Raw genomic sequence first — 20,554 nt, 5'->3', positions numbered from 1 at the left:
GTGCGTCGCGCCATACAGGACTGAGGCTGTATGAATACTTCGACCCTGCCTGACTCGCACAGCGGGCGCATTCCGCGGCCGTCCCATTCGGTACGCCGCTACTGGAGCGTGCTGTATGGCGGCCGGCGCCTGATCCTTTGCACCGCGCTTGCGGGCGCGATTGCCGGAGGCCTGTATGCGCTGTGCGCGGCCCCCGTCTACCGCTCCGACATCCTGTTCCAGGTCGAGCAAAGCCAGACCGACTCGAAGCAGACGTCGCCGCCTGGCGATCCATCGTCGGTGTTCGATCTGAAGACGGATGCATCGACGGAGATCGAGGTGCTGAAATCCCGCGCGGTGCTCGATCGCGCGATCGACAGTACCAACCTCGCGCTCGACGTTCGACCGCATTACCTGCCGCTGATCGGCTGGCGGTTCGTGAATGCCGCCGACGGGTTGTCGTCGCCGTTGCCGGGCGGATACGTGTACGGCACCGAACGCATCGACGTGCCGACCTTCGACGTGCCGAAACGACTGCTCGGCAAGCGCTTCGCGTTGACCGTCGGCGATGACGGCGCCTATACGCTGCAGCGCACCGGCATCTTCGGCCGGAAAGGGCCGATGTGGCAGGGCCGTATCGGCCAGCCGTTGCACGTCGAGACACCGGAGGGCGCGATCGACGTGTTCGTGCGCGGCGTGGCCGGCAAGCCCGGCGCACGCTTCGACCTGACGCGTTACAGCGACGAGGAGGCGTCCACGTGGCTGCAGAAGAACGCGCTGATCTCGGAGCGCGGCAAGCAGTCGAACATGGTTGGCGTGACGCTCGACGGCACCGATCCCGTGCAGGACAGCCGCGTGCTGAACGCGATCGGCGACGCGTATCTGGCGCAGAACACGCAACGCAAGTCCGAGGCGGCCGACAAGCTGATCCGCTATATGGACGGCCAGTTGCCGCAGTTGAAGGCCCAGCTGGAGGCGGCGGAAAACCGCTTCAACGCATTCCGCGCATCGCACGGGACGGTCAATACGAGCGACGAAGCGCTGGCATTGCGTCAACAGGCGGTCGACATCGAGACGCGCGTGCAGACGCTGCAGCAGCGGCGTGAGGAACTGATGACGCGCTTCATGCCGAAGCATCCGGCGGTTGCGGCCGTTGATGCGCAGCTCGCCGATGCGCAGCGTACGCTCGACACGACGCGCAAGCAGATCCAGCAGTTGCCGACCGTGGAGCAGGGCGTGCTGCAACTGCAGCGCGACGTGGCCGTGGATACCGCGCTGTACACGAACCTGCTCAATACGCGCCAGCAGATGGTCCTCGCACGTGCCAGCAAGACCGGCACCGTGCGGATCGTCGATACGGCGAAGATCGCCGAGCAGCCGATCGGTCCGCATCGCGGGGTTGCGGTGGTCGGTCTCCTGGTGGTGGGCCTGCTGGCTGGCGCGGCGATCGTGATCGCCCGGCAGCGCGTCGTCGGCACGATCGGCGACGCGGAGGAAATCGAATGGGCGACGGGGCTGCCGGTGTTCGCGACCGTCCCGCACAGCGCGATCGCTGCGGCCGCGGAACTGCGGACAAAGGCCGGCCGGCCCGGTCCGCGCGCATCGATTGCGCCGGTCGGCGCGCAGGACGCCGCGCTCGAAAGCCTGCGCGGTCTGCGCGCGTCGCTGCAATTGGAGATGCCGGCCGCATCGAATCCGGTCGTGCTGATCTCCGGGCCGACGACGGGCGTCGGCAAGTCGTTCGTCGCTGCGAATATCGCGTCGCTCGCCGGTGCCGCGAAACGGCGGGTCCTGCTGATCGACGCCGATCTGCGCAAGGGTTCGCTGCACGACCGGTTCCGCTATAGCCGCGCGCCGGGGTTGTCGGACGTGGTGGCGGGCACCCATGCGCTCGACGAGGCAATCAAGCGCGGCGTCACACCGGGCCTCGATTTCATCGCGATGGGCAGCGTCGTTCCCGATCCGGGCGAACTGCTGCTGCAGCCCGCGTTCGCCGAATTGATCGGGCAGCTCGCGTCGCGCTACGACATGGTGGTGCTCGACGGCCCGCCGTTGCTGCCGGTCGCCGATGCGCTGGTGCTGGGGCGTCTGGCGGGCACGGTGTTCCTCGTCGCGCGTAGCGGCGTGACGACGCTGACGGAGCTCGACGAAAGCGCGCGACGGCTCGAGCACGCGCATATCGATGTGCGCGGCGTGATCCTGAACGATTACCAGGGCGCGCCGGGTCGGTACGACTACGGCTATACGGATACGAATACGCATCAGGCCGCGGCGACCGCCAATGGAATGGCGGTGTCGCGACAACAGATGGAACGTGCTTCATGAGACCGCGTGGCGTGGGCGAAGGCAGGCCCCGTCCGCGACAGAGCGGGGCGACGGCACGCAAGGCGGCGCGTGTCCGTCGCGAGGCAGGTGCTTACACGGGTTACTGGTGGGAAGACCCCGCCCGGCTCGTGCTGATCTTCATCCTGCCGTTGTACGGGATGTTGTCATTGAGTCTGCTGGTCAATCAGAAATCGATTGCGCGGCTCTACTTCGACGGCTATTACGCCTGGGTCGGCGCATTGTTCCTGCTGGTGGTCGTGGCGACGGCGTGGCTGGCGACGACCGAGGCGCAGTCGCGCCGGGGGCCGCCGGCCGCCCCCGCCGAGTTGCTCCCCGGCGTACTCGATTTCGTGTTCGTGCTCGCGATGTTCGGCAATCTGATGCTGCTGGGCGGGATTCTCGCGCGTCCGGCGTTGGTGCTGGCGTTCCTGCACGGCGAAGCGAACGCGTATGTCATGCTCGAGCAGAAAGGGCACTTCACGGGCCTGAGCTCGTTCACCCAGGCAGCCGCGCCGTACGTCGTGCTGTATTTCTACGTGTTCAAGACACCGGTCAAGGGCATGAACCGCTACAAGGCTTACCTCGGCGTGCTCGCGGTGCTGACGCTGCTGCGCAGCTTCATCTTTGCCGAGCGGCTCGCGTTGATCGAGGTGGCGCTGCCGTGCGTGCTCATGATCGTGCGGTTCCGGCTTCGCGGCCGGTTCTCGCGGCTGCTGACGCTCGGGCCGTACGCCGCGATTCCGTTGCTGTTCGGGCTCTTCATCGCGAACGAGTACAACCGGTCGTGGGAGGCCTATTACGTCACCGTCTACGACAACATTTTCGATTTCGCGATCGAACGTCTCGGCTTGTATTACTCGACGGCGCTGAACAACGGTGCGGGGATACTGAGCGTGCTCGGGTGGGACAGCGGTCATCCGATGTTCACCTTCGACTGGCTGCTGCATTTTCCGATCATCGGTGCGCCGTTGGAGCCGTGGCTCGATTCGACCGACAGCATCACCGTGTTCCTGAACAGCTACGCCGACCCGGAATTCAATAATCCGTCGGGGATCTTCGTTCACTTTTACGAATGGGGCTGGTTCGGGCTGCTCGATGCGGTTGTCCTCGGCTGGGTGTTCGGACGGAGCTACGCAGGCTGGCGGAGCGGAGCGGGGTTCTGGTGTTGCGCGCATGCCGTGCTCTTCGTTTCGATCATGGAAATTCTTCGAATTCCGAATTTGTTCAGCGGACGGAATTTCGTGCCGATCGTCTTGCTGATCGTCGTGTTCCGCTATTTCGTCAAGCGACCGGCATCGGTCGCGCCGCTCACCCGTCCTGCCGCGCCGTGAGGCGCACGCGGTCGCGCCGACGTGTGGAACGACGGCCGGGTTCGCGGCGTATCGCAGCGCGAACGCGGCTGATACCCCGTTGACGTTCGGTCCCGCGTCGCGGCGCCTGCCGCGCGCGAAGCGGCGGGGCGGCTGCGCACCCGCTCGACATTCCGCCCGGGATTCGAAACCCGCATTCGAGCCGTGCAGTCTCCCGGAAAAGTAGCTTTTCGCACGTTAATGATTCGATCGCCGGGCTAGCATTTGTACGATGGTCGAGGTTGTCGTGCTGCCACGGACCGCTGACCGATGCAATGCGATGACGTGCGCGAGAACGACTTCGACCGCGCACATCGCATCGTTCATTTTTCCCTACGTCAAAGGATGCCTTCGCCGTGAGCCAATCTGCCGTCTATGCCAAGTTGACCGATGTGTTGCGGGACGTATTCGACGACGACGAGCTGGTGGCAACGCCTCAACTGACCGCCGCCGACGTCGACGGCTGGGACAGCCTGTCGCATATCCGTCTGGTTCTGAGCGTCGAGCGTGCGTTCGGAATCAAGCTTGCCGCCGCCGATATTTCAGGCCTGAAGAACGTCGGTGAATTTGCAGACCTGATCAGCAAGCGCCACGCCGCATGACGCGCGTCGGCCCGCATTTCCCGTCCAGAACCCGCTTCGCCGAGAGCGCCGTCCGATGAAAGATGATTTGTACACCGCGCTGGCCTGGTTGCCGCGCCCGCCTGACGATTTCTCCGCGCGCTGCCGCGAGCTCGGCGAAACGATCCACGACGATCCGGGTGCCGGATTGGGCAGTCGCGTACGCCAACTGGCCAGCTGCGCGCTCGGCGAAAATCAGTTGATCAAGCTGGGGCGCGCGATCGTCGCCTTGCAGCGCGCGGGGCGCACGCTTGCGCCGCTTACGCCGTTCCGGCTCGGGCTGGTCGGCAACGGCACGCTCGATCATCTCGTGTTGCCGCTCGTGGCCAGCGCCGCGCGTCATGGCGTTGCGCTGGAGATCGTGTCGGGACACTACGGGCAGGTCATGCAGGAAGCCCTGGCGCCGGATTCGACGATCAATCGCGCGCAAGTCGATGCCGTGCTGGTGGCCCTGGACTACCGCGGGCTGCCGCTGAACGCACAACCGGGCGACGAGGAAGCGGCGCAGCACGGCGTGGCTGCGGCGCTGGATCAGATCGATGCACTGCGCGCCGGCTTCAGGCAGCACGGCAACGCGCTGTCGATCGTCCAGACGCTCGCGCCGCCGTCCGACACGCTGTTCGGCAACCGGGATGCACTGATTGCCGGCACGCCGCTCAATCTCGTCGAACGTTTCAATCGAGCACTTGCGCAGCGTGTGGCGGAATCGAATGACATCCTGTTCGACGTTGCACATGTCGCGGGGACGGTCGGCGTCGCGAACTGGCATTCGCCCGCGCAATGGAATCTGGCCAAGTATCCGTTTGCCGGCGACTATGTGCCGCTGTATGCGGATCACGTGGGCCGGCTGCTCGGCGCGGCGCGCGGCAAGAGCCGGCGCGTGCTGGTACTCGATCTCGACAATACCCTGTGGGGCGGGGTGATCGGCGACGACTTGCTCGAAGGCATCAAGGTGGCGCAGGGCGATGCGGTCGGTGAAGCCCATCTCGCGGTGCAGCAGCTCGCGCTTTCGCTGAGAGCACGCGGCATCGTGCTCGCGGTGTCGTCGAAGAACAATGACGATACGGCGCGTCTGCCGTTTCAAAAACACCCTGAAATGCTGTTGCGCGAGCAACACTTCGCGGTGTTCCAGGCCAACTGGAACGACAAGGCGACCAATATTCGCGCGATTGCCGACGAACTGTCGCTCGGTATCGATGCGATGGTGTTCCTCGACGACAATCCGGTCGAGCGCAATCTGGTCCGTACGACGTTGCCCGAAGTCGCCGTTCCCGAGTTGCCCGATGATCCGTCGCTGTACGCGCGAACCCTGGCCGCCGCGGGCTATTTCGAGTCCCTCGCATTCTTGCCGGAAGATCGGAAGCGCGCGGACATGTACCAGGACAATGCGCGCCGCGTGGCGCTACGCAGTCAGGCCGGCGACATGGATGCGTACTTGCGATCCCTCGACATGAAGATCGATTTCGCACCGTTCGACGATACCGGACGGGCCCGCATCGTTCAGTTGATCAACAAGTCGAACCAGTTCAATTTGACGACGCGCCGCTATACCGACGCGGAGATCCAGGCGCTCGAAGGCGACGGGCGGGTTTTTACGCTGCAGGTTCGCCTGACGGATACGTTCGGCGACAACGGCATGATCTCGGTCGTGATTTGCCGGCCCGACGAACAGGCGCCGAGTACCTGGCAGATCGATTCGTGGTTGATGAGCTGCCGCGTGCTCGGGCGCCAGGTCGAGCAGATGGTGTTGCGCGAAGTGCTGCAGCATGCGCGCCAGCGCGATGTCACGCGCGTGATCGGGCGTTATGTCCCGACCGACCGCAATGCGCTGGTCAGGGATCATTATGCGAAGCTCGGTTTCGAAGCCGTGAGCGAAGAGCCGGACGGCACGACGGTCTGGGAAATGGCCAGCGACCGCGAGATCGCGCCCGGTCACTTCGCCGTGACGCGGGCGGGTTTCGATACGATGGCTGCCGCCTGAACCATGAAAAACACCGTACCACTCACGTCATTTCGCGAGACGGATGACGTCGCGGTTTCTCGCCGGCTGCCGCGCCGGGACTATGTATTGCTGCCGTTGATCGTCGTGGCGACGGTGATCTGCCTGTTCGTCGCCGCCGAATGCGTGACGAGGGCGATCTGGAGCGCGGGGACGCGCGGGGGCGAATGTCATGTAGCCGATGCGGCGGAGGGCATGCGAAACGTTCCGAATTGCACGATGACGGTCAAGACCCCGGAAACGCCGTGGATCGCTTATCACTACAACGCGTGCGGTTTCCGCTCGACCGAGGGTTGCGGGCCGAAGCCGGCCGGAACGCGCCGCGTGGCGTTGCTCGGCACGTCGTTTGCCGAAGGCACGAGCCTCCCGTATGACCAATCGTTCGCGGCGCTGGCGGAACAGGATTTGAGCAGGATGTGCGGCGCGCCGGTCGAGGTCCAGAATCTCGGTGTCTACGAACTGCCGTTCCGCAAGGTGCTGAACCGGATCGGGCCGGCGCTCGCCTTGCAGCCGGATGCAGCGGTGCTCACGGTCGCGCCGTTCGATCTGGAAAAGATCAACCTGCCCGACGTCGCGGATGCGCCCGCGGCCACCGCGGCGCCGGAACCGCGCAGCGACCTGATGGCGCGTGCCAAGGGCTGGCTGAGCGGGAGCCGTGCCATTGCCGTCGCGCAGCACTACATGTTCGAAAATCCGGACATTCAGGTGCCGATGTATCTGAAATACGGCGACAAGGCCGATTTCCTTCGCCCGCCATTTTCGACCGCCTGGCGCGAGCGGCTCGAGACGTTCGACAAGGTGGCCGCCACGGTCGCGGACAGGTTTCGCGCGACAGGCGTGCCGGTGGCGCTGATGCTGATTCCACAGCGCACGCAGGCGGGGCTGCTGGCCGCGAAATCGCTGCCGAGCGGGATCGATCCGTGGGCGCTCGATCGCGCGATGGCCGAAATCGCCGCGAAGCACGGCATGCGCTACATCGACCTGGCCTCGAGCCTGAAGCAGTCGGCGAACCCGGCCGATTACTACTATCCGGTCGACAACCATCTGAACGCCGCCGGCGCGCGCGTCGTCGCGCAAAGCATGGTGACGGCGCTTACCGCCGGCGGGTCGCCCGCGTTGTCGGCATGCGGATCACATTGAATCTGGCGGCGCATGCCGCCGCCATCGTTTCGAACCGTATCCAGGCCGCCCGATGAATATTCCATCCTTCCAGTTCTTCGCCTTTGCAGCCGTCGCCGCGCTGATCTTCAACCTGTCTCGCTCGCTGACCTGGCAAAACGCGGTGTTTCTCGTCGTCAACCTGCTGTTCCTGGCCACGTTTTCCCGCGATCCGGTCGCGTGGATTCCGTTCGCCGCTTTCCTGCTCGTCGGCTATCTGAGCGTCCGGGGCATGCAGACGAAGCAGTGGCTGGCGGCGTTCGCACCGATCCTCGCGATCGTGATCGCGCTGTTCTTCTGGCTCAAACGCTATACGTTCGTGCCGTCCGCGTTGCTGCTGTCGCACCCTTACGCGACGATCGGCGTGTCGTACATCTTTTTCCGGATGCTCCACCTCATCATCGACGCTCGCAGTCCGGGCCTGCCGGTTCGCGTGACGCCGGTGGTGTATCTGAATTACGTGCTCAACTTCACGTCGATCGTGTCGGGGCCGATTCAACGCTTTCAGGATTACAGCGTGACGCAGACGAACGAGCGGCCGGGGCCGGATGCCATCGATTACGGCGTCGCGCTCGAGCGCATCATCGTGGGATTCTTCAAGGTGGCGATCGTGTCGGTGGCGTTGTCGCACGTCCATCATCAGGCGCTTGCGCAGCTGTCGCCGGCGCAACCGCTCGGCGAGCGCATTCTGACCGGGCTGACGATCGCTGCGATCTACCCGGTCTATCTGTATTTCAACTTCTCCGGCTACACGGACACGGTCGTCGGTGTCGCGCGCTTCTTCGGGATCTCGCTGCCGGAGAATTTCGACCGGCCGTTCTCGTCGACCAACTTCATCGGATTCTGGAGCCGCTGGCACATCACGCTCTCCGGCTGGCTCAAGACCTACGTCTACAACCCGCTGCTGATGGCGCTCATGCGTCGCTTTCCGTCGCGCTCACTGGAGCCGTATCTGGGTGTCGTCGCGTTCTTCGTGACGTTCTTCCTGGTCGGCGCCTGGCACGGGCAGACGTCGATGTTCCTGTTCTTCGGTGTCCTGCAGGGCGGGGGCGTCAGCATCAACAAGCTGTATCAGATCCGCATGACCAAATGGCTTGGCAAGAAACGGTACGTCGCGCTGTGCAACACGCCGCTCTACACCCATTGCGCGCGTGGGCTGACGTTTACGTTCTTCGCATTCAGCCTGTTGTGGTTCTGGTCGACCTGGAGCGAAATCCAGACCATCGCGACCACGCTCGGCCCGGTACTCGTCGCGCTCGTGTGGCTGATGGTATTCGTCGGCGCGACGGTGACGCTTGCCGTGCTCAACGCGGTATATACGCGTATGACGCAAGGCGGCATGGCCGGACTGTTCCTGTCGCGTTACGCCCGGACCTCGTGGTGCACGGTATTGGCGGTCGTGACCGTGCTGGTGCTGGTCATTTCCGATTCGCCCGCGCCGGACATCGTCTACAAGACTTTCTGATCCGCGTCGGCGGTACGGCGATCGCAGGGTGCCGGGTTGCCGGACCCGTGCAAGTGCGCGCCGACGCGTGCCGAACCTGCAAGATCGATATTTCCCGGAGCCACTCACTTTCATGGCCAGTCACAAGCAGAAGTTCGAAATCCTGGACGGCTTGCGGGGCATCGCTGCCATCAGCGTGATGTTCATGCATTTCCTGCAGGAACTATCGAGCACGATCCTGCAGGGCGCCTATCTTTCCGTCGACATGTTTTTCATGTTGAGCGGGTTCATTCTTGCGTATTCCTACGGTGAAAGGCTGCGCCAGGACGCATGGCGTGGCGAGTATCTGAAGCGCAGGTTGATACGCCTGTACCCGATGATTTTCATCGGGTTCGCGATCGGCTTCGCCAGCCTCATCGTCATGCAGGCCAATTCGTCGGCCCGGTTCTCGTCGGGCAACCTGGTGGCCGCCACCGGCCAGAATCTTTTTCTCGTTCCGTACCTCGGTCGCTTTTCGGTGTCGGGTTTCGTCGGCGCGGCGAATCACAGCTTGCCGTCCGTCAACGATCCCGGCGTATTCCCGCTGAACCCGCCTGCCTGGTCGCTGTTCTTCGAGATGTTCGCGAGCGTCATCCTGATCGTGGCAATCAGGATGAGCGCGCGCAATCTGTCGAGATGGGCCTACGCCTGTCTCGTCGCATTCCTCGTATACGGTTTCCTCGCCAGCCTCGATAACGACAAGCTGGCGATCCTGATGAGCCAGGGCTGGGCGGCGGATAACTTCTTCGGCGGCTTCTTCAGGGTGGGCTACGGGTTCTTGTTGGGAATCGCGATCGGCAAGATGTACGACGCGAATCTTCCGGCGAAGCCGCATTGGTTCATCGGCGGGCTGGTGAAGAACGACTACATGCTGTTTGTCGTTTTCCTGGTGGTCGTCGCGTTTCCGTCGTCGATCAAGGGGATGTATTCGGTTGCGATCCTGCTGTTCGTCGCCCCCGCAATGGTTTACCGGGGGGCCATGCTCGCGCCTAGCGGCAAGGCGACTGCAAGGCTCAGCGCGTTCCTCGGCTGGATCTCGTATCCGCTTTATTGCGTGCACTATCCGATCGGCAGGCTGGTGTTCGCGTATGCACCACAGGCCGACATCCACATTGTCCGAACTGCGATGCTAGCTGCGTTTCTTTCGATCGTGTCCGCCGCCATCCTGGCGAAATTCGTCGAAGAACCGATCAGGTCGTATCTGGGCAAGCGCATGTTCGGAAATCACCGGGCCGCGACCGGCAACCCGGTCAACGCCGGGTAACGGGCGCCGCGCGCGGCGCACGCCGGCGTCGTTGCGGCGCCGGCGTGCGGGAATGCGGGAATGCGGGATGGCGGGAGTCGCGCTTACAGCCCGTCGAAGATCTCCGTCATCATCTCGGCGCTTCGGCGCCAGCGATATTTCTCCGCGTGCAGGCTGCCCTTGCGCTTGAGCTCGGCCCTGAGTTCGGCCGAATCGAGCAGGGTCCGCAATTTCCGTGCGATGTCGTCCTGGGAATACGGATCGCAGTACAGGGCCGCATCGGCACAGACTTCCGGCAGCGCGGCCGATTTGCCGACGACCGCCGGACAGCCGCAGCGCATCGCCTCGAGAGGCGGTATGCCGAACCCTTCGTAGATCGACGGATACAGGAAGCACGCCGCGTTCTGATACAGCGCCTTCAATTGCTCGTCGCTGATGTAGCCGACGTACTTGATGTTCGGTTCGGCGGCCGACAGAGGATCCTGCTTGCCGAATACGGTGGTGTTCTGCATGCCGACGATGACGAGATCGACCGAAGGATCGTCGATCTGCCGGAAAGCCGCGATCAGCCGCCCGAAGTTCTTGGTCGGATTCATGCTGCTGACCGCGAGCACGAAGCGGCCGGGCGTCAGCGCATGCTTGTCGAGCACGCTCGTGTCCGCTTCCAGCGCATCGAGATGATCCGCACCGAGCGGCACGACGCTGATCTTCTCCGCGGACACGCCGCAGTGATGCGCGAGGCGATCCCGTGAGAAATAGGAGTTGGTCAGCACGCATACGGAGGTTCGCGCGAGGATCCAGAACATGATCCGGTACCACACGCGAAACGGGCGTGAGAAGTGCGCAGGCGTGTCGAACACTGCCGCATCGTGCATGTAGATGATCTGGTTGCCGATGAAAACGGATGCCGAATTGCTGAGATTGACGATGCGGCCTCGGCGAGCGAATAACGGGAGCACCAACTGCTCCCAGACCACGCCCTTGTAAAAGCCGACCTTGACCGTCCTGGCGCCGCTGACCTCGACGCCGGGCTGCGGAGGCACCAGCACGGTCACCGGATCCTGCGGCTGAAACTTGATCAATGCGGCGATCAGCTCGCGCGCGACGCGCTGCACGCCGGTCGTCTTCTGCGTGGTGAAGCGGCCGTTATAGACGAGTTGCTTCGGTTTATTGAAAGTGATCATGTCAACAAGAAGATATCGAAATCGGAATCAGGCTTTGACGTGATCCGGTGCGACCGGCTTGAAGTCGCGCGTGTCGACCCGCAGCTCCTCGGTATCGAGTCCGTAGAGCGCATTCCACTGCCGGAAAATCGCGTTCATCGAAAACCGCTGAATCGCCCGTTTTCGGGCTGCCGCGCCCATTTGCTCGCGAAGCTGCCGGTCGTCGCGCAGCGTCGTCAGATACGCGGCCATCTCGGCGGCGTTCGACGCGACGTAGCCGGTCACGCCGTGAATCACCACGTCGCGATTGCCCACGACGTCCGTCACCACGGCCGGTATGCCGGCGACTTGCGCTTCGATCAGCGCGACCGGCATGCCTTCCCAGCGGGAAGTCTGGACGTAGATGTCCAGTTCCGACGTCAGCGCGAGCGCACGTGCGCGGGGTATCCAGCCGCTGCAGACGACGGCTCCGTGCTGGGCGGAATCCGGAATCTCGGCCGCGTTGCCGCCGATCCAGAGAAACTCGACGTCCGCGTCGTGCAGCAGGTCGGCGAGTCGCACGAAGGCTTGATGATTCTTCTGGTACGACGCCCGACCGCTCATCCCGATGACGACTTTGCGATCGTCGCGCATTCGACGCGGCGGGATCTCCGCTACATCGACACCGTTTTCCACCAGGACCGTCGATTTAGCCCGGACCTTTGCCCTGATCTCGGCGAGCTCGCTGCCCGAGCACGCGACGATGGTGCCGCCGATGTGCGCCGCGATGCGTTCGAAGCTCAGATAGGCGTACTGCTTCATGCGCGACACGTCGCGACGCAGGAACGAGAGTCCGTGCGGCGAGTAGAGCACCTTCGCGTTCGGGGCGGCGATCCGGGCGGCGATTCGCCCCAGTACGCCGGCCTTCGACGAGTGCAGGTGAATCGCGGTCGGCCTGCAGTCGCGCAGGTTCAGGACCAGCGCACGCACGCTCTGCAGATCCTGTCTGACGCTCACCTCGCGCGCCATGTCGACGTACACGAGCTTCACGCGGGGCAGGAACAGCGTCGAAAAATCGGTCGGGGTTTCCGATCGGATCGAGTGCAGAACCGTCACGTCGACGCCGGACGCTGCGGCATGGTTGGCGAGATGGGTCAGCATCGAAAGCACGCCGCCACCGAATGCTTCGGCGATATGAACGATCTTTTGTTGGGTCATCTGTGGGTCCAGCGATTCGCTCGCACACTCATCGCACGTCGTGACGATGAGTCGCCTGCGAATCTCGCGGTCTCGATATCCGGTTCGTGAAACTATGCATTCCTGATTGATAAATGCATGGCAGTCGCGGCCATTGGATCCTGCTGTCACAGTCGCTGGTTTGCGCCGACGTTGCAGCGTGATGGTTTCCGCCGATGAAATGCCGAGTCGACGTTGCCGCAGGGCGCCGGACACGATGCAGCGTGAGGAATCCATGCCGCGACATACGTGCAGGCGCGATTCCTCCGAACATCGAAACCGGCGTTCGACTACGACGACTGGAGCCGAGACAACGACGAAGTCCGGTCAGTGCGCGTGAATCCACTGGTCCGGATCATTGTGCAGCGCATGCGCGACCCACTGGGTGCGATGGCTTACCGAATGCGCGATTCGGCGACGCTATCGCGCGTCGGCGTGATGGCCCGACGATTTGCGCACGCGCGCGAGCGGATTGGAGATATAGCGAATCGCGCGGTTGCTGAGCGTTGCCGACGGCAGCAAGCATGCGAGCGACAGCCCGGCTACGGCCGCTTTCTTGGCAACGCCCCAGAACGGGTTGCGCAGCACGGTTTGCCAGTAGCGTCCGGATTCGCACAGGAACCAGCGCCAGCGCCGCACGAGTGGGGCGTGATAGAGCGTGCTGGCGAAGCGGGCCTTCTCGATCGCGAAGTCGAGCGGCGCGATCGGCAATGCTTCGTGCAGCCGCGTGGCGGCGAGCATGCGCAGCGTCGCCCACCGGCGTTCGGCTTTCAGCGCGCCCGTCGCGGCGTCTTCGGAGTTGGTGAGCGCAAGCGCCGGCGTGTCGGCGGGCAGGCGCATCCCCGGCTGCTGGTGGACGCGATAGCCGCCGAGCGTTGCATCGATCATGTGCACGGCGCCGAGCAACGCGATACCGTAGATCGCGTAGAAATCCGCACCGTGCAGATTGTCCGGGGTGACCGGCACCGGAAAGATGCGCTTGAGCGCGTCGACCCGATACGCGTTGCCCGATGCGGGCGGCGACGGGTACAGCCAGCCCGCGCGCAACAGGCGGCCGCAATCGGTGTCGACGGCCGACTGCGGTACGCTGGCCCCGGTCACCGCACCGTCCCGTGCGATCACGTCGAGCCGGAAATGCACCTTCACGAAGTCGCCGGAAGCGAATGCGGCCAGCACGCGGGCCGCGGCGTCGGCATAGAGCAGGTCGTCGGCGTCGAGCAGGATCACGTAGCGCGTCGTGACATGCTCGATCGCGCGGTTGTATGCGGCGACCTGGCCGCGATTCTCCTGGAACACCGCCGTCACGCGCTCGCCGTACGAGCGAATGATGTCGCGCGAATCGTCGGTGGAACCGTCGTCGACGACCAGCACGGGGACGCCGTGCGCGCTTTGTGCGAGCGCCGAATCGATCGCATCGCGCAGGTACGCGCCGTGGTTGTAGTTGCAGATTGCGATGGTCAGGGTGGTCATGAACGGATTCCGGACGAGCGAAGTGCGGACGATCCGGGTGCCCGGCGCGCAGGGTTCGGGCCCCGGAGCACGGTCGCGTCGCATGGCGGCCATGATACGCGTCGTCGATCGGCATTCGGTTCGCGAGCCTACCGTTGCGCGATTCGCTTCGTCGAAAGCGCGATGACGCGTCAACCGCAAGCCGGATACACCGCGCAGGCAGGGTGTATTGGTCTGTTGACGCACTGAAACGCGGCGGGTTCGAATGATCCAATCGACCGTAGCATGCCGTCGCGTCGACGGTATCGTCGGTGGGCAACTCGGTCGGCATGCAGCGATTCGGATGCGCGTGCCGGCACGTTCGAAGTCATTCCAGGGAGTCGACTCGATATGCGTAGATCACATGGCACGTTTCTCGCGCGCGCAGCGCTCGCCGCCATGTGCGCGGCAGGCGGGCTGGCTTGGCCGGGCAGTGCCGCGGCGGCATCCGGCACGTCCGTGCCTGGGGCGCTTAATGCGACTGTACCGGATGCGGTCGTTCGTCCCGCTGCGGACGCGGCCGATCAGGCCGACATGCTGCAACATGCGCTGGACGCGTTGCAGCCGGGCCAGCGGCTGGTGTTCGCGCCGGGCCGGTATGTGGTCGGCCGGTCGCTGGTCGTGCGGCAGCGGCATGTGGTGTTGTCGGGTTACGGCGCGACGCTGATCGCGACCACACCCGGCGACCAGACGATCGAGATGAGCGGCGACGGTACGACGCTCGTCGGCTTCCGGCTCACCGGAGCCGGTACGACACGCCTCACGACGCCGGAGTCGTCGAAGGTCGAGGTGACGGGGCGCGGTGTGCAGGTGCTCGACAACGTCATCGACGGTGGCGCGGGCGGCGGGATCTTCGTGTTCGGCGGCGCGGACGTCGCGATCGTCGGCAACGAGGTGCTGTCGACGCTGGCGGATGGCATTCACATGACGCACGGCACGCGCAACGTGCTGGTGCAGGGCAATGTCGTTCGCGGCACCGGCGACGACATGATCGCCGTGGTGAGTTATCAGGCGGAAGGCGTGCTGACGCGCAACGTGCTGATTACCGGCAACTCGCTGGAGGGCAATCCGTGGGGGCGGGGCATCACGGTGGTCGGCGGTGCGGAGGTCACCATCTCGAACAACGTCGTGCGCAACGTGCAGGTGAGCTCCGGCATTCTCGTCGCTCAGGAAGACAGCAATCGCACTGCCGGCTCGTCCGATATCCGCATCGAGGGTAATTCGATCGCGGATATCCAGACGGCGACGGATCGGGCCGATGCTCGCCCGGTCACGCAGCAGGCGGCGATCGAGGTCAGCACGTGGTCGGGTTCGGTGTCGCGCGTGACCGTGATCGGTAATCGCGTGTCGCATGCGCGATTCGACGGCATTCGCCTGTGGGGAAACGTGTCGGGCGTGCGTCTCGCGGACAATCAACTGTCGGGGATCGGCGGAATGCCGGTCCGGATCGACCCTGCGCATGCTTGCGCGGCCGGCCGGCAGGTGGGGGCATCGGGACAGCAGGCGAAGGGCACGCCGTGTGCCGGCGCCGCGCTTCAGCCGCTGTCGGCGGCAGGCGATGCGATCGGCGCGGATACGTCGTTGTTGCCGCGCGTGCGCGAGTCCGTCAGGCGGCCGCGCTGGCCGCAAGGCGGCCCCCACTGATCAGGTGTTGCGTGGGCCGCCGGTTGTTCGCGCGGCGGCGGGTGTTGGCGTCGCACACGCCGTCGCAACCCGCATGCCCTTACCGGATGACGTCGCGTTCCGCGGCTTCCTCGTGCGGTTCGCGCGAGGCGAGCGACGGGGGCTGCTGCGCGGTCCCGACGACTGCCCGCCCGTACTGATCCTCGAACCGCACGATATCGTCCTCGCCGAGATAGTTGCCCGATTGAACCTCGATGATTTCGAGCGGAATCCGGCCGGGATTCTCGAGTCGATGCACTTCGCCGACGGCGATGTATGTCGATTCGTTCTCGCACAGCAGGAACGTCTCGGCGCCGCGCGTCACCTTCGCGGTGCCGCGCACGACGATCCAGTGCTCGGCGCGGTGATAGTGCATCTGCAGCGACAGCTGCTTGCCGGGTTCGACCACGATCCGCTTCACCTGGAAGCGCTCGCCGAGGTCAATCGAATCGTAATGGCCCCACGGCCGCTGCACCTTGCGGTGCTCGCTCACCTGCGGGCGCTGGTCGCTCTTCAGGCGCGCGACGATGTTCTTCACGCGCTGCACGTCGTGCTTGTTCGCGACCAGCACCGCATCGGCCGTCTCGATCACGACGACGTCCTTCATCCCGACGCACGCGACGAGGCGGCCTTCCGAACGCACGAGGCTGTCCTGCGTATCCTCGAAGACGATCGGGCCGCGCGCGACGTTGCCGTGATCGTCCTTCGGCATGATTTCCCAGATCGCGTCCCACGTGCCGACGTCCGACCAGCCGGCCGCGAGCGGCACCACAATGCCTTCGATGCCGAGTTCGGCGTGTTCCGCGAGGCGCTCCATCACCGCATAGTCGATCGAATCCGATGGGCACGCGTCGAAGGCGGCCGCATCGACCCGGAAGAACGGATCGTCGGCGACGCCCGCGCGCCACGCGCTGTCGCAGGCAGCATGGATGTCCGGTGCGAGCGCGCCGATCGCCTTCAGCCAGACCGATGCGCGCGTGACGAAGATCCCGCTGTTCCACCAGTAATCGCCCGATTGCAGGTAACGCTCGGCGAGCGTCGCATCGGGTTTTTCGACGAAGCGTCCGATCGCGTAGCCGCCGTGGCTGCCGTGGCGGCCCGAGCGCGGCTCGCCGACCTGGATGTAGCCGTAGCCCGTCTCCGCGCGGCGCGGCAGCACGCCGAGCGTGACGATCGCGCCTTCCTGCGCATAACGCGCCGCGCGCGCGACCGCGTCCTGGAACGCGGCGACATCCGCGATCACGTGATCGGCCGGCATCACGGCGAGGACAGGATCGTTCGCGAGCGCGTTCGCGTCGAGCGCGGCCAGCGTCAGCGCGGGCGCCGTGTTGCGCGCCGCGGGCTCCAGCAGGATGCGGGCAGGCACCGAGCGGCCGTGTACCTGCTCGGCGCTCATGAAGCGATGTTGTTCGCCGCATACGAGTAGCAGCGTGTCGCCGAGCGACGCGTTCGCGATGCCGTTCAGGCGGCGCGCCGTCGCCGACAGCGGCGACTCGTTCGAGACCAGCTCGATCAGCTGCTTCGGATACTGCTCGCGCGACAACGGCCACAGCCGCGTGCCGGAACCGCCGGCGAGAATCACCGGCAGGATGCTCGGCAGATCGGGTTCGGGAACCGGGTGAAGGGCGCGGGTCATCGGTTCGCTCCGGTATCGGCGGGCAGCCGGGCGTGAGGGCGGCCGTCGGCGCGCGTATCGTCGTCGCGCGAGAACGAAACTGCGCGCGACAGCAGGTGACGCAGCGCACCGGCCGTACGGTCGGCCGGCCGGACCAGGCCGACGAACGGCGCCCCTTGTTCGAGATACGGGCCGTAGGCTTTGCGGAATCCGAACCGTTTGTAGAACGCCTGACGCGGCGCGGGGACGTGCATGCGCACCGCGGTGTCCGGCCATGCAGCCTGCGCGGCGGTGAGTGCGCGCCCGATCAAACGCTCGAGCGTCTCGTCATCGCGGCAGCTTTCGCTCGTCAGCACCTTGTCGATCACGACGTCCGGATCGATGTCGTCGCCGGGCAGGATGCGCGCGTAGGCGGCGACTTCCGTCGTGTCGCCGTCGCTCACGCTCGCATAGACGTGCAGCGCGCCTGCGTCCTTGCCGTCGATGTCGAGATGCGTGTGGGCGTCCTCGACCACCAGCACGGCGTTGCGCGCGCGCAGGATTGCATAGAGATCGACGGCGCTCAGATGTTCGAATTCACAACAATGCCATTCCATGATGCTGTCCTCGCGTGATGCCTTCGGCACGCCGCGCTGCACGGACGCGATCGTTCCGTGCGACGTGGCGATCTTCATCATCCGGATGCGCGGTCCTGCGGTCTGTTCGACAGCGTACTCACGCTCCGGATTCGCCGGTCCGGCGCGGGCTGCGGGGCGGTGTGCGCGACGGGCGAGCGTCGCAATGTGCGACAGCACACATCGTCCGTGCCGCTGGCTTTTCATAATTGATTCATCGTGGCTCGCTGCAATGAAGCGCGACTGGTCCGCATCGCACGCGAACGAGGCAGCGGGGCGCGGGACCGAGGATTGCGCGCGGCCGACGACGGACCGCTCGCGTACCGCATCGTCGGCACGCGGCCGCCCGCGTGCATGCACGACCGTCGTGACCTGTCGCGGGCCTGCATCCGGTCGAACCACGGGGTTGTCCGGTCGCGCGGGAATGGCCATCATGCTGCGCCGCGAGACGCGCGTGCCGGCCCCCTGAAGTTCGAGCTCGCCGGCGGCGATTCGCGCGAAAAGCGCCAGCGTGGCGCGATGCCGTTGATTACGGCGTGATTACGACGTGTAACGGCCGGATGGCTCTCGCGCCGGCGCAATGGGATCGGGCTATCCGGGGGCGGGCGCGATTATGTGGTGCGACGGATACGGTGCCGCCACTTTAAGGAGATTTCGACGGAAGTTGCGGGTAATCGACGGTATCAATCTTGCGGAAAAGTAGTATTTGCCACTGATTGACGGGAAAGGTCATAGATAATCAAATCTCAGTGTTCAAAAAGGGGGCGGTGCGGAACGGCCGGCCCCGTAACCGCTTGATTCAGGTTTATCTTTTGCTAACAAAACCGGCCCGAAACGGGGTGTAAATTCAGGTGCGGTTGAAATGGGGCAGTCAATCCGGGCGCGGTTTGGCGGCCCGCCGGTTCAGCATCGGCGCGCTTGCCGTGTACGACGCCATGCCCATGCGGACGGGTTTTGGTTTGCCGACGTGCCCCGCCTGGCGGCGGGTTGCTTCAAAGCCGGAATGTCGTGGCTCCCGTAGCCGCGCGTTCCGTTCGAGTTCGATGACAACGGGACCGGATGATATCCGGCTCGATCTCCGGGGGTTCTCGCCGTGTGCAGTTTCGATCTTCGCCAAGGCTGCGGAAACGCAGCGCGGAAAGGCGGCCATGCGCCGCCTGCCGCCGCGCACGCGAACGGTTCGCGGAGTGCAGAAAATGATGGTTCGTTATGAATATGCCAATAACGCGCGATAAGAGCGCCGGCGTGGGGAGCGGTAACGGGCAGCGTCCGCTGATTTACTGGACGCAATCGCCGTCCGTGATGCTGCGAAAGGAATTGTCGCGCCGCGACTGGAAGGTGTCGGTCGTCGCGCATGCGAGCGAGCTGCGCGACACGTCCGGCGAAATTACCTGCGGCATTCTCGACCTGAGCGGCGGTCATGCCGATGCGATCGGCAACATCGCGTCGACCTGCGCGTCGATGCGCGATGTCGTGTGGGTGGCGCTCGTGGATGTCGGCCAGACCACCTCGCCCAACGTGCGCGCGCTGTTGCGCGACTACTGCTTCGACTACGTGACGTTACCGGCGTCGCATCAGCGGATTGCCGATACGGTCGGCCATGCCTACGGCATGGAATGCCTGTTCGCGCGCGATCGCGAACAGCTCGAATCGGAGGAAAAGGGCATCGTCGGCACCTGCAGCGCGATGCTGCGGCTGTTCGATACGGTGCGGCGTTTCGCACGCACCGACGCACCGGTGTTCGTGTTCGGCGAAACGGGAACCGGCAAGGAACTTACGGCCGTCGCGATCCATCGCCATTCGGCGCGGCGCAACGGCCCGTTCGTCGCGGTCAACTGCGGTGCGATTCCGCCGCATCTGCTGCAATCGGAACTGTTCGGCTATGAGCGCGGCGCGTTTACCGGCGCGAACGCGCGCAAGATCGGCTACGTCGAAGCCGCGAACGGCGGCACGCTGCTGCTCGACGAGATCGGCGACCTGCCGCACGAGAGCCAGGCGAGCCTGCTGCGGTTTCTGCAGGAACGCTCGATTCACCGACTTGGCGGCAGCGAACCGGTGCCGGTCGATGTCCGGATCGTGTCGGCGACGCACGTCGACCTGCGCGATGCGATGGAAGAAGGACGCTTTCGCGCCGACCTGTTCCACCGTCTGTGCGTGATGCGCATCGACCAGCCGCCGCTGCGCGCGCGCGGCAAGGACATCGAACTGCTCGCGCACCACATGCTCGAACGCTTCCGCGGCGATGCGCGCCATCGCGTGCGCGGGTTCTCGACGGATGCGATTACCGCGCTCTACAAGCACGACTGGCCGGGCAATGTCCGCGAGCTGATCAACCGCGTGCGCCGTGCGGTCGTGATGACGGAGGGGCGCCTGATCACCGCGCGTGACCTCGAGCTCGAATACTGTCTCGATGCGGCGTCGCCGTCGGTGGCCGACATCCGCAAGTCGATCGAGCGCGAGGCGATCGAAACCGCGTTGCTGCGAACGCGCGGGCGCGTTGCCGCTTCGGCGCGCGAACTCGGCGTGTCGCGCGCGACGCTGTATCGCTGGATGGAGGCGTACGGTATCGAGCGGCCGCGCGGGACGGGCTCGTCCGATTGATACAGGGCGACCCGACGCTCGCGGCGGCCGCGAGCGTCGG

At 64.9% G+C, this 20,554-nt stretch carries 14 protein-coding genes; 9 read left to right on the top strand and 5 right to left on the bottom strand.

Annotated elements, in window-relative coordinates:
- The first annotated feature begins 30 nt into the window (after nt 1-30).
- The 7 genes from CFB45_RS23855 to CFB45_RS23825 all read left to right on the top strand — a co-directional run bounded on the left by CFB45_RS23855 (nt 31) and on the right by CFB45_RS23825 (nt 10,177).
- Nucleotides 31-2,304 (top strand): polysaccharide biosynthesis tyrosine autokinase, encoded by a 2,274-nt coding sequence (locus CFB45_RS23855; protein WP_089427672.1) that lies wholly within the window; start codon nt 31-33, stop codon nt 2,302-2,304.
- A complete protein-coding gene (locus CFB45_RS23850; protein WP_089427671.1) occupies nt 2,301-3,635 on the top strand; it encodes an oligosaccharide repeat unit polymerase in 1,335 nt (444 codons plus the stop codon). The genes CFB45_RS23855 and CFB45_RS23850 overlap by 4 nt, the downstream gene beginning before the upstream one ends.
- A 374-nt stretch (nt 3,636-4,009) precedes the next feature.
- Nucleotides 4,010-4,255, top strand: coding sequence for an acyl carrier protein (locus CFB45_RS23845; protein ID WP_059666713.1), 246 nt, complete (start codon nt 4,010-4,012; stop codon nt 4,253-4,255).
- A gap of 55 nt (nt 4,256-4,310) precedes the next feature.
- Nucleotides 4,311-6,254, top strand: a complete 1,944-nt coding sequence (locus tag CFB45_RS23840; protein ID WP_089427670.1) for an HAD-IIIC family phosphatase — start codon at nt 4,311-4,313, stop codon at nt 6,252-6,254.
- A 237-nt stretch (nt 6,255-6,491) separates the two neighbouring features.
- Nucleotides 6,492-7,412 carry an SGNH/GDSL hydrolase family protein gene (locus CFB45_RS23835; RefSeq protein WP_179255095.1) on the top strand — a complete coding sequence of 307 codons (921 nt, stop codon included), beginning with the start codon at nt 6,492-6,494 and terminating at the stop codon, nt 7,410-7,412.
- A 52-nt stretch (nt 7,413-7,464) separates the two neighbouring features.
- Nucleotides 7,465-8,895 carry an MBOAT family O-acyltransferase gene (locus tag CFB45_RS23830; RefSeq protein ID WP_089427668.1) on the top strand — a complete coding sequence of 477 codons (1,431 nt, stop codon included), beginning with the start codon at nt 7,465-7,467 and terminating at the stop codon, nt 8,893-8,895.
- 112 nt (nt 8,896-9,007) lie between these two features.
- Nucleotides 9,008-10,177, top strand: coding sequence for an acyltransferase family protein (locus CFB45_RS23825; protein WP_089427667.1), 1,170 nt, complete (start codon nt 9,008-9,010; stop codon nt 10,175-10,177).
- Between the two features lie 83 nt (nt 10,178-10,260).
- Here the strand turns inward: CFB45_RS23825 and CFB45_RS23820 are convergent, their stop codons facing one another.
- The 3 genes from CFB45_RS23820 to CFB45_RS23810 form a co-directional block, all read right to left on the bottom strand.
- Nucleotides 10,261-11,340 (bottom strand): glycosyltransferase family 4 protein, encoded by a 1,080-nt coding sequence (locus CFB45_RS23820; RefSeq protein ID WP_089427666.1) that lies wholly within the window; start codon nt 11,338-11,340, stop codon nt 10,261-10,263.
- Nucleotides 11,341-11,367: 27 nt separating this feature from the next.
- Complete coding sequence (locus CFB45_RS23815) at nt 11,368-12,516, bottom strand: glycosyltransferase (protein WP_089427665.1); 1,149 nt, start codon at nt 12,514-12,516, stop codon at nt 11,368-11,370.
- Between the two features lie 438 nt (nt 12,517-12,954).
- The gene (locus tag CFB45_RS23810; protein WP_089429115.1) at nt 12,955-14,004 is read right to left on the bottom strand and encodes a glycosyltransferase family 2 protein; all 1,050 of its coding nucleotides are present in this window, start codon (nt 14,002-14,004) and stop codon (nt 12,955-12,957) included.
- A gap of 369 nt (nt 14,005-14,373) precedes the next feature.
- Here CFB45_RS23810 and CFB45_RS23805 point away from each other — a divergent pair, with 369 nt between their 5' ends.
- Nucleotides 14,374-15,666: a right-handed parallel beta-helix repeat-containing protein gene (locus CFB45_RS23805; RefSeq protein ID WP_089427664.1), complete on the top strand. Its 1,293-nt coding sequence runs from the start codon at nt 14,374-14,376 to the stop codon at nt 15,664-15,666.
- Nucleotides 15,667-15,745: 79 nt separating this feature from the next.
- On the opposite strand, the gene CFB45_RS23800 is transcribed toward CFB45_RS23805, so the two are convergent.
- Together CFB45_RS23800 and CFB45_RS23795 are read right to left on the bottom strand one after the other, a co-directional pair.
- Nucleotides 15,746-17,320, bottom strand: coding sequence for a mannose-1-phosphate guanylyltransferase/mannose-6-phosphate isomerase (locus CFB45_RS23800; protein WP_089427663.1), 1,575 nt, complete (start codon nt 17,318-17,320; stop codon nt 15,746-15,748).
- Nucleotides 17,317-17,895 (bottom strand): drug:proton antiporter, encoded by a 579-nt coding sequence (locus CFB45_RS23795; protein WP_089429114.1) that lies wholly within the window; start codon nt 17,893-17,895, stop codon nt 17,317-17,319. The genes CFB45_RS23800 and CFB45_RS23795 overlap by 4 nt, the downstream gene beginning before the upstream one ends.
- A 1,227-nt stretch (nt 17,896-19,122) precedes the next feature.
- Here CFB45_RS23795 and CFB45_RS23785 point away from each other — a divergent pair.
- Nucleotides 19,123-20,514, top strand: coding sequence for a sigma-54 dependent transcriptional regulator (locus tag CFB45_RS23785; protein ID WP_174971616.1), 1,392 nt, complete (start codon nt 19,123-19,125; stop codon nt 20,512-20,514).
- Nucleotides 20,515-20,554 lie beyond the last annotated feature (40 nt).

The sequence above is a fragment of the Burkholderia sp. HI2500 genome (genome assembly GCF_002223055.1).
Lineage (GTDB): Bacteria > Pseudomonadota > Gammaproteobacteria > Burkholderiales > Burkholderiaceae > Burkholderia.
The sequence above is the reverse complement of the archived record's forward strand: the minus strand, read 5'-3'. Positions and strand labels throughout refer to the sequence as shown.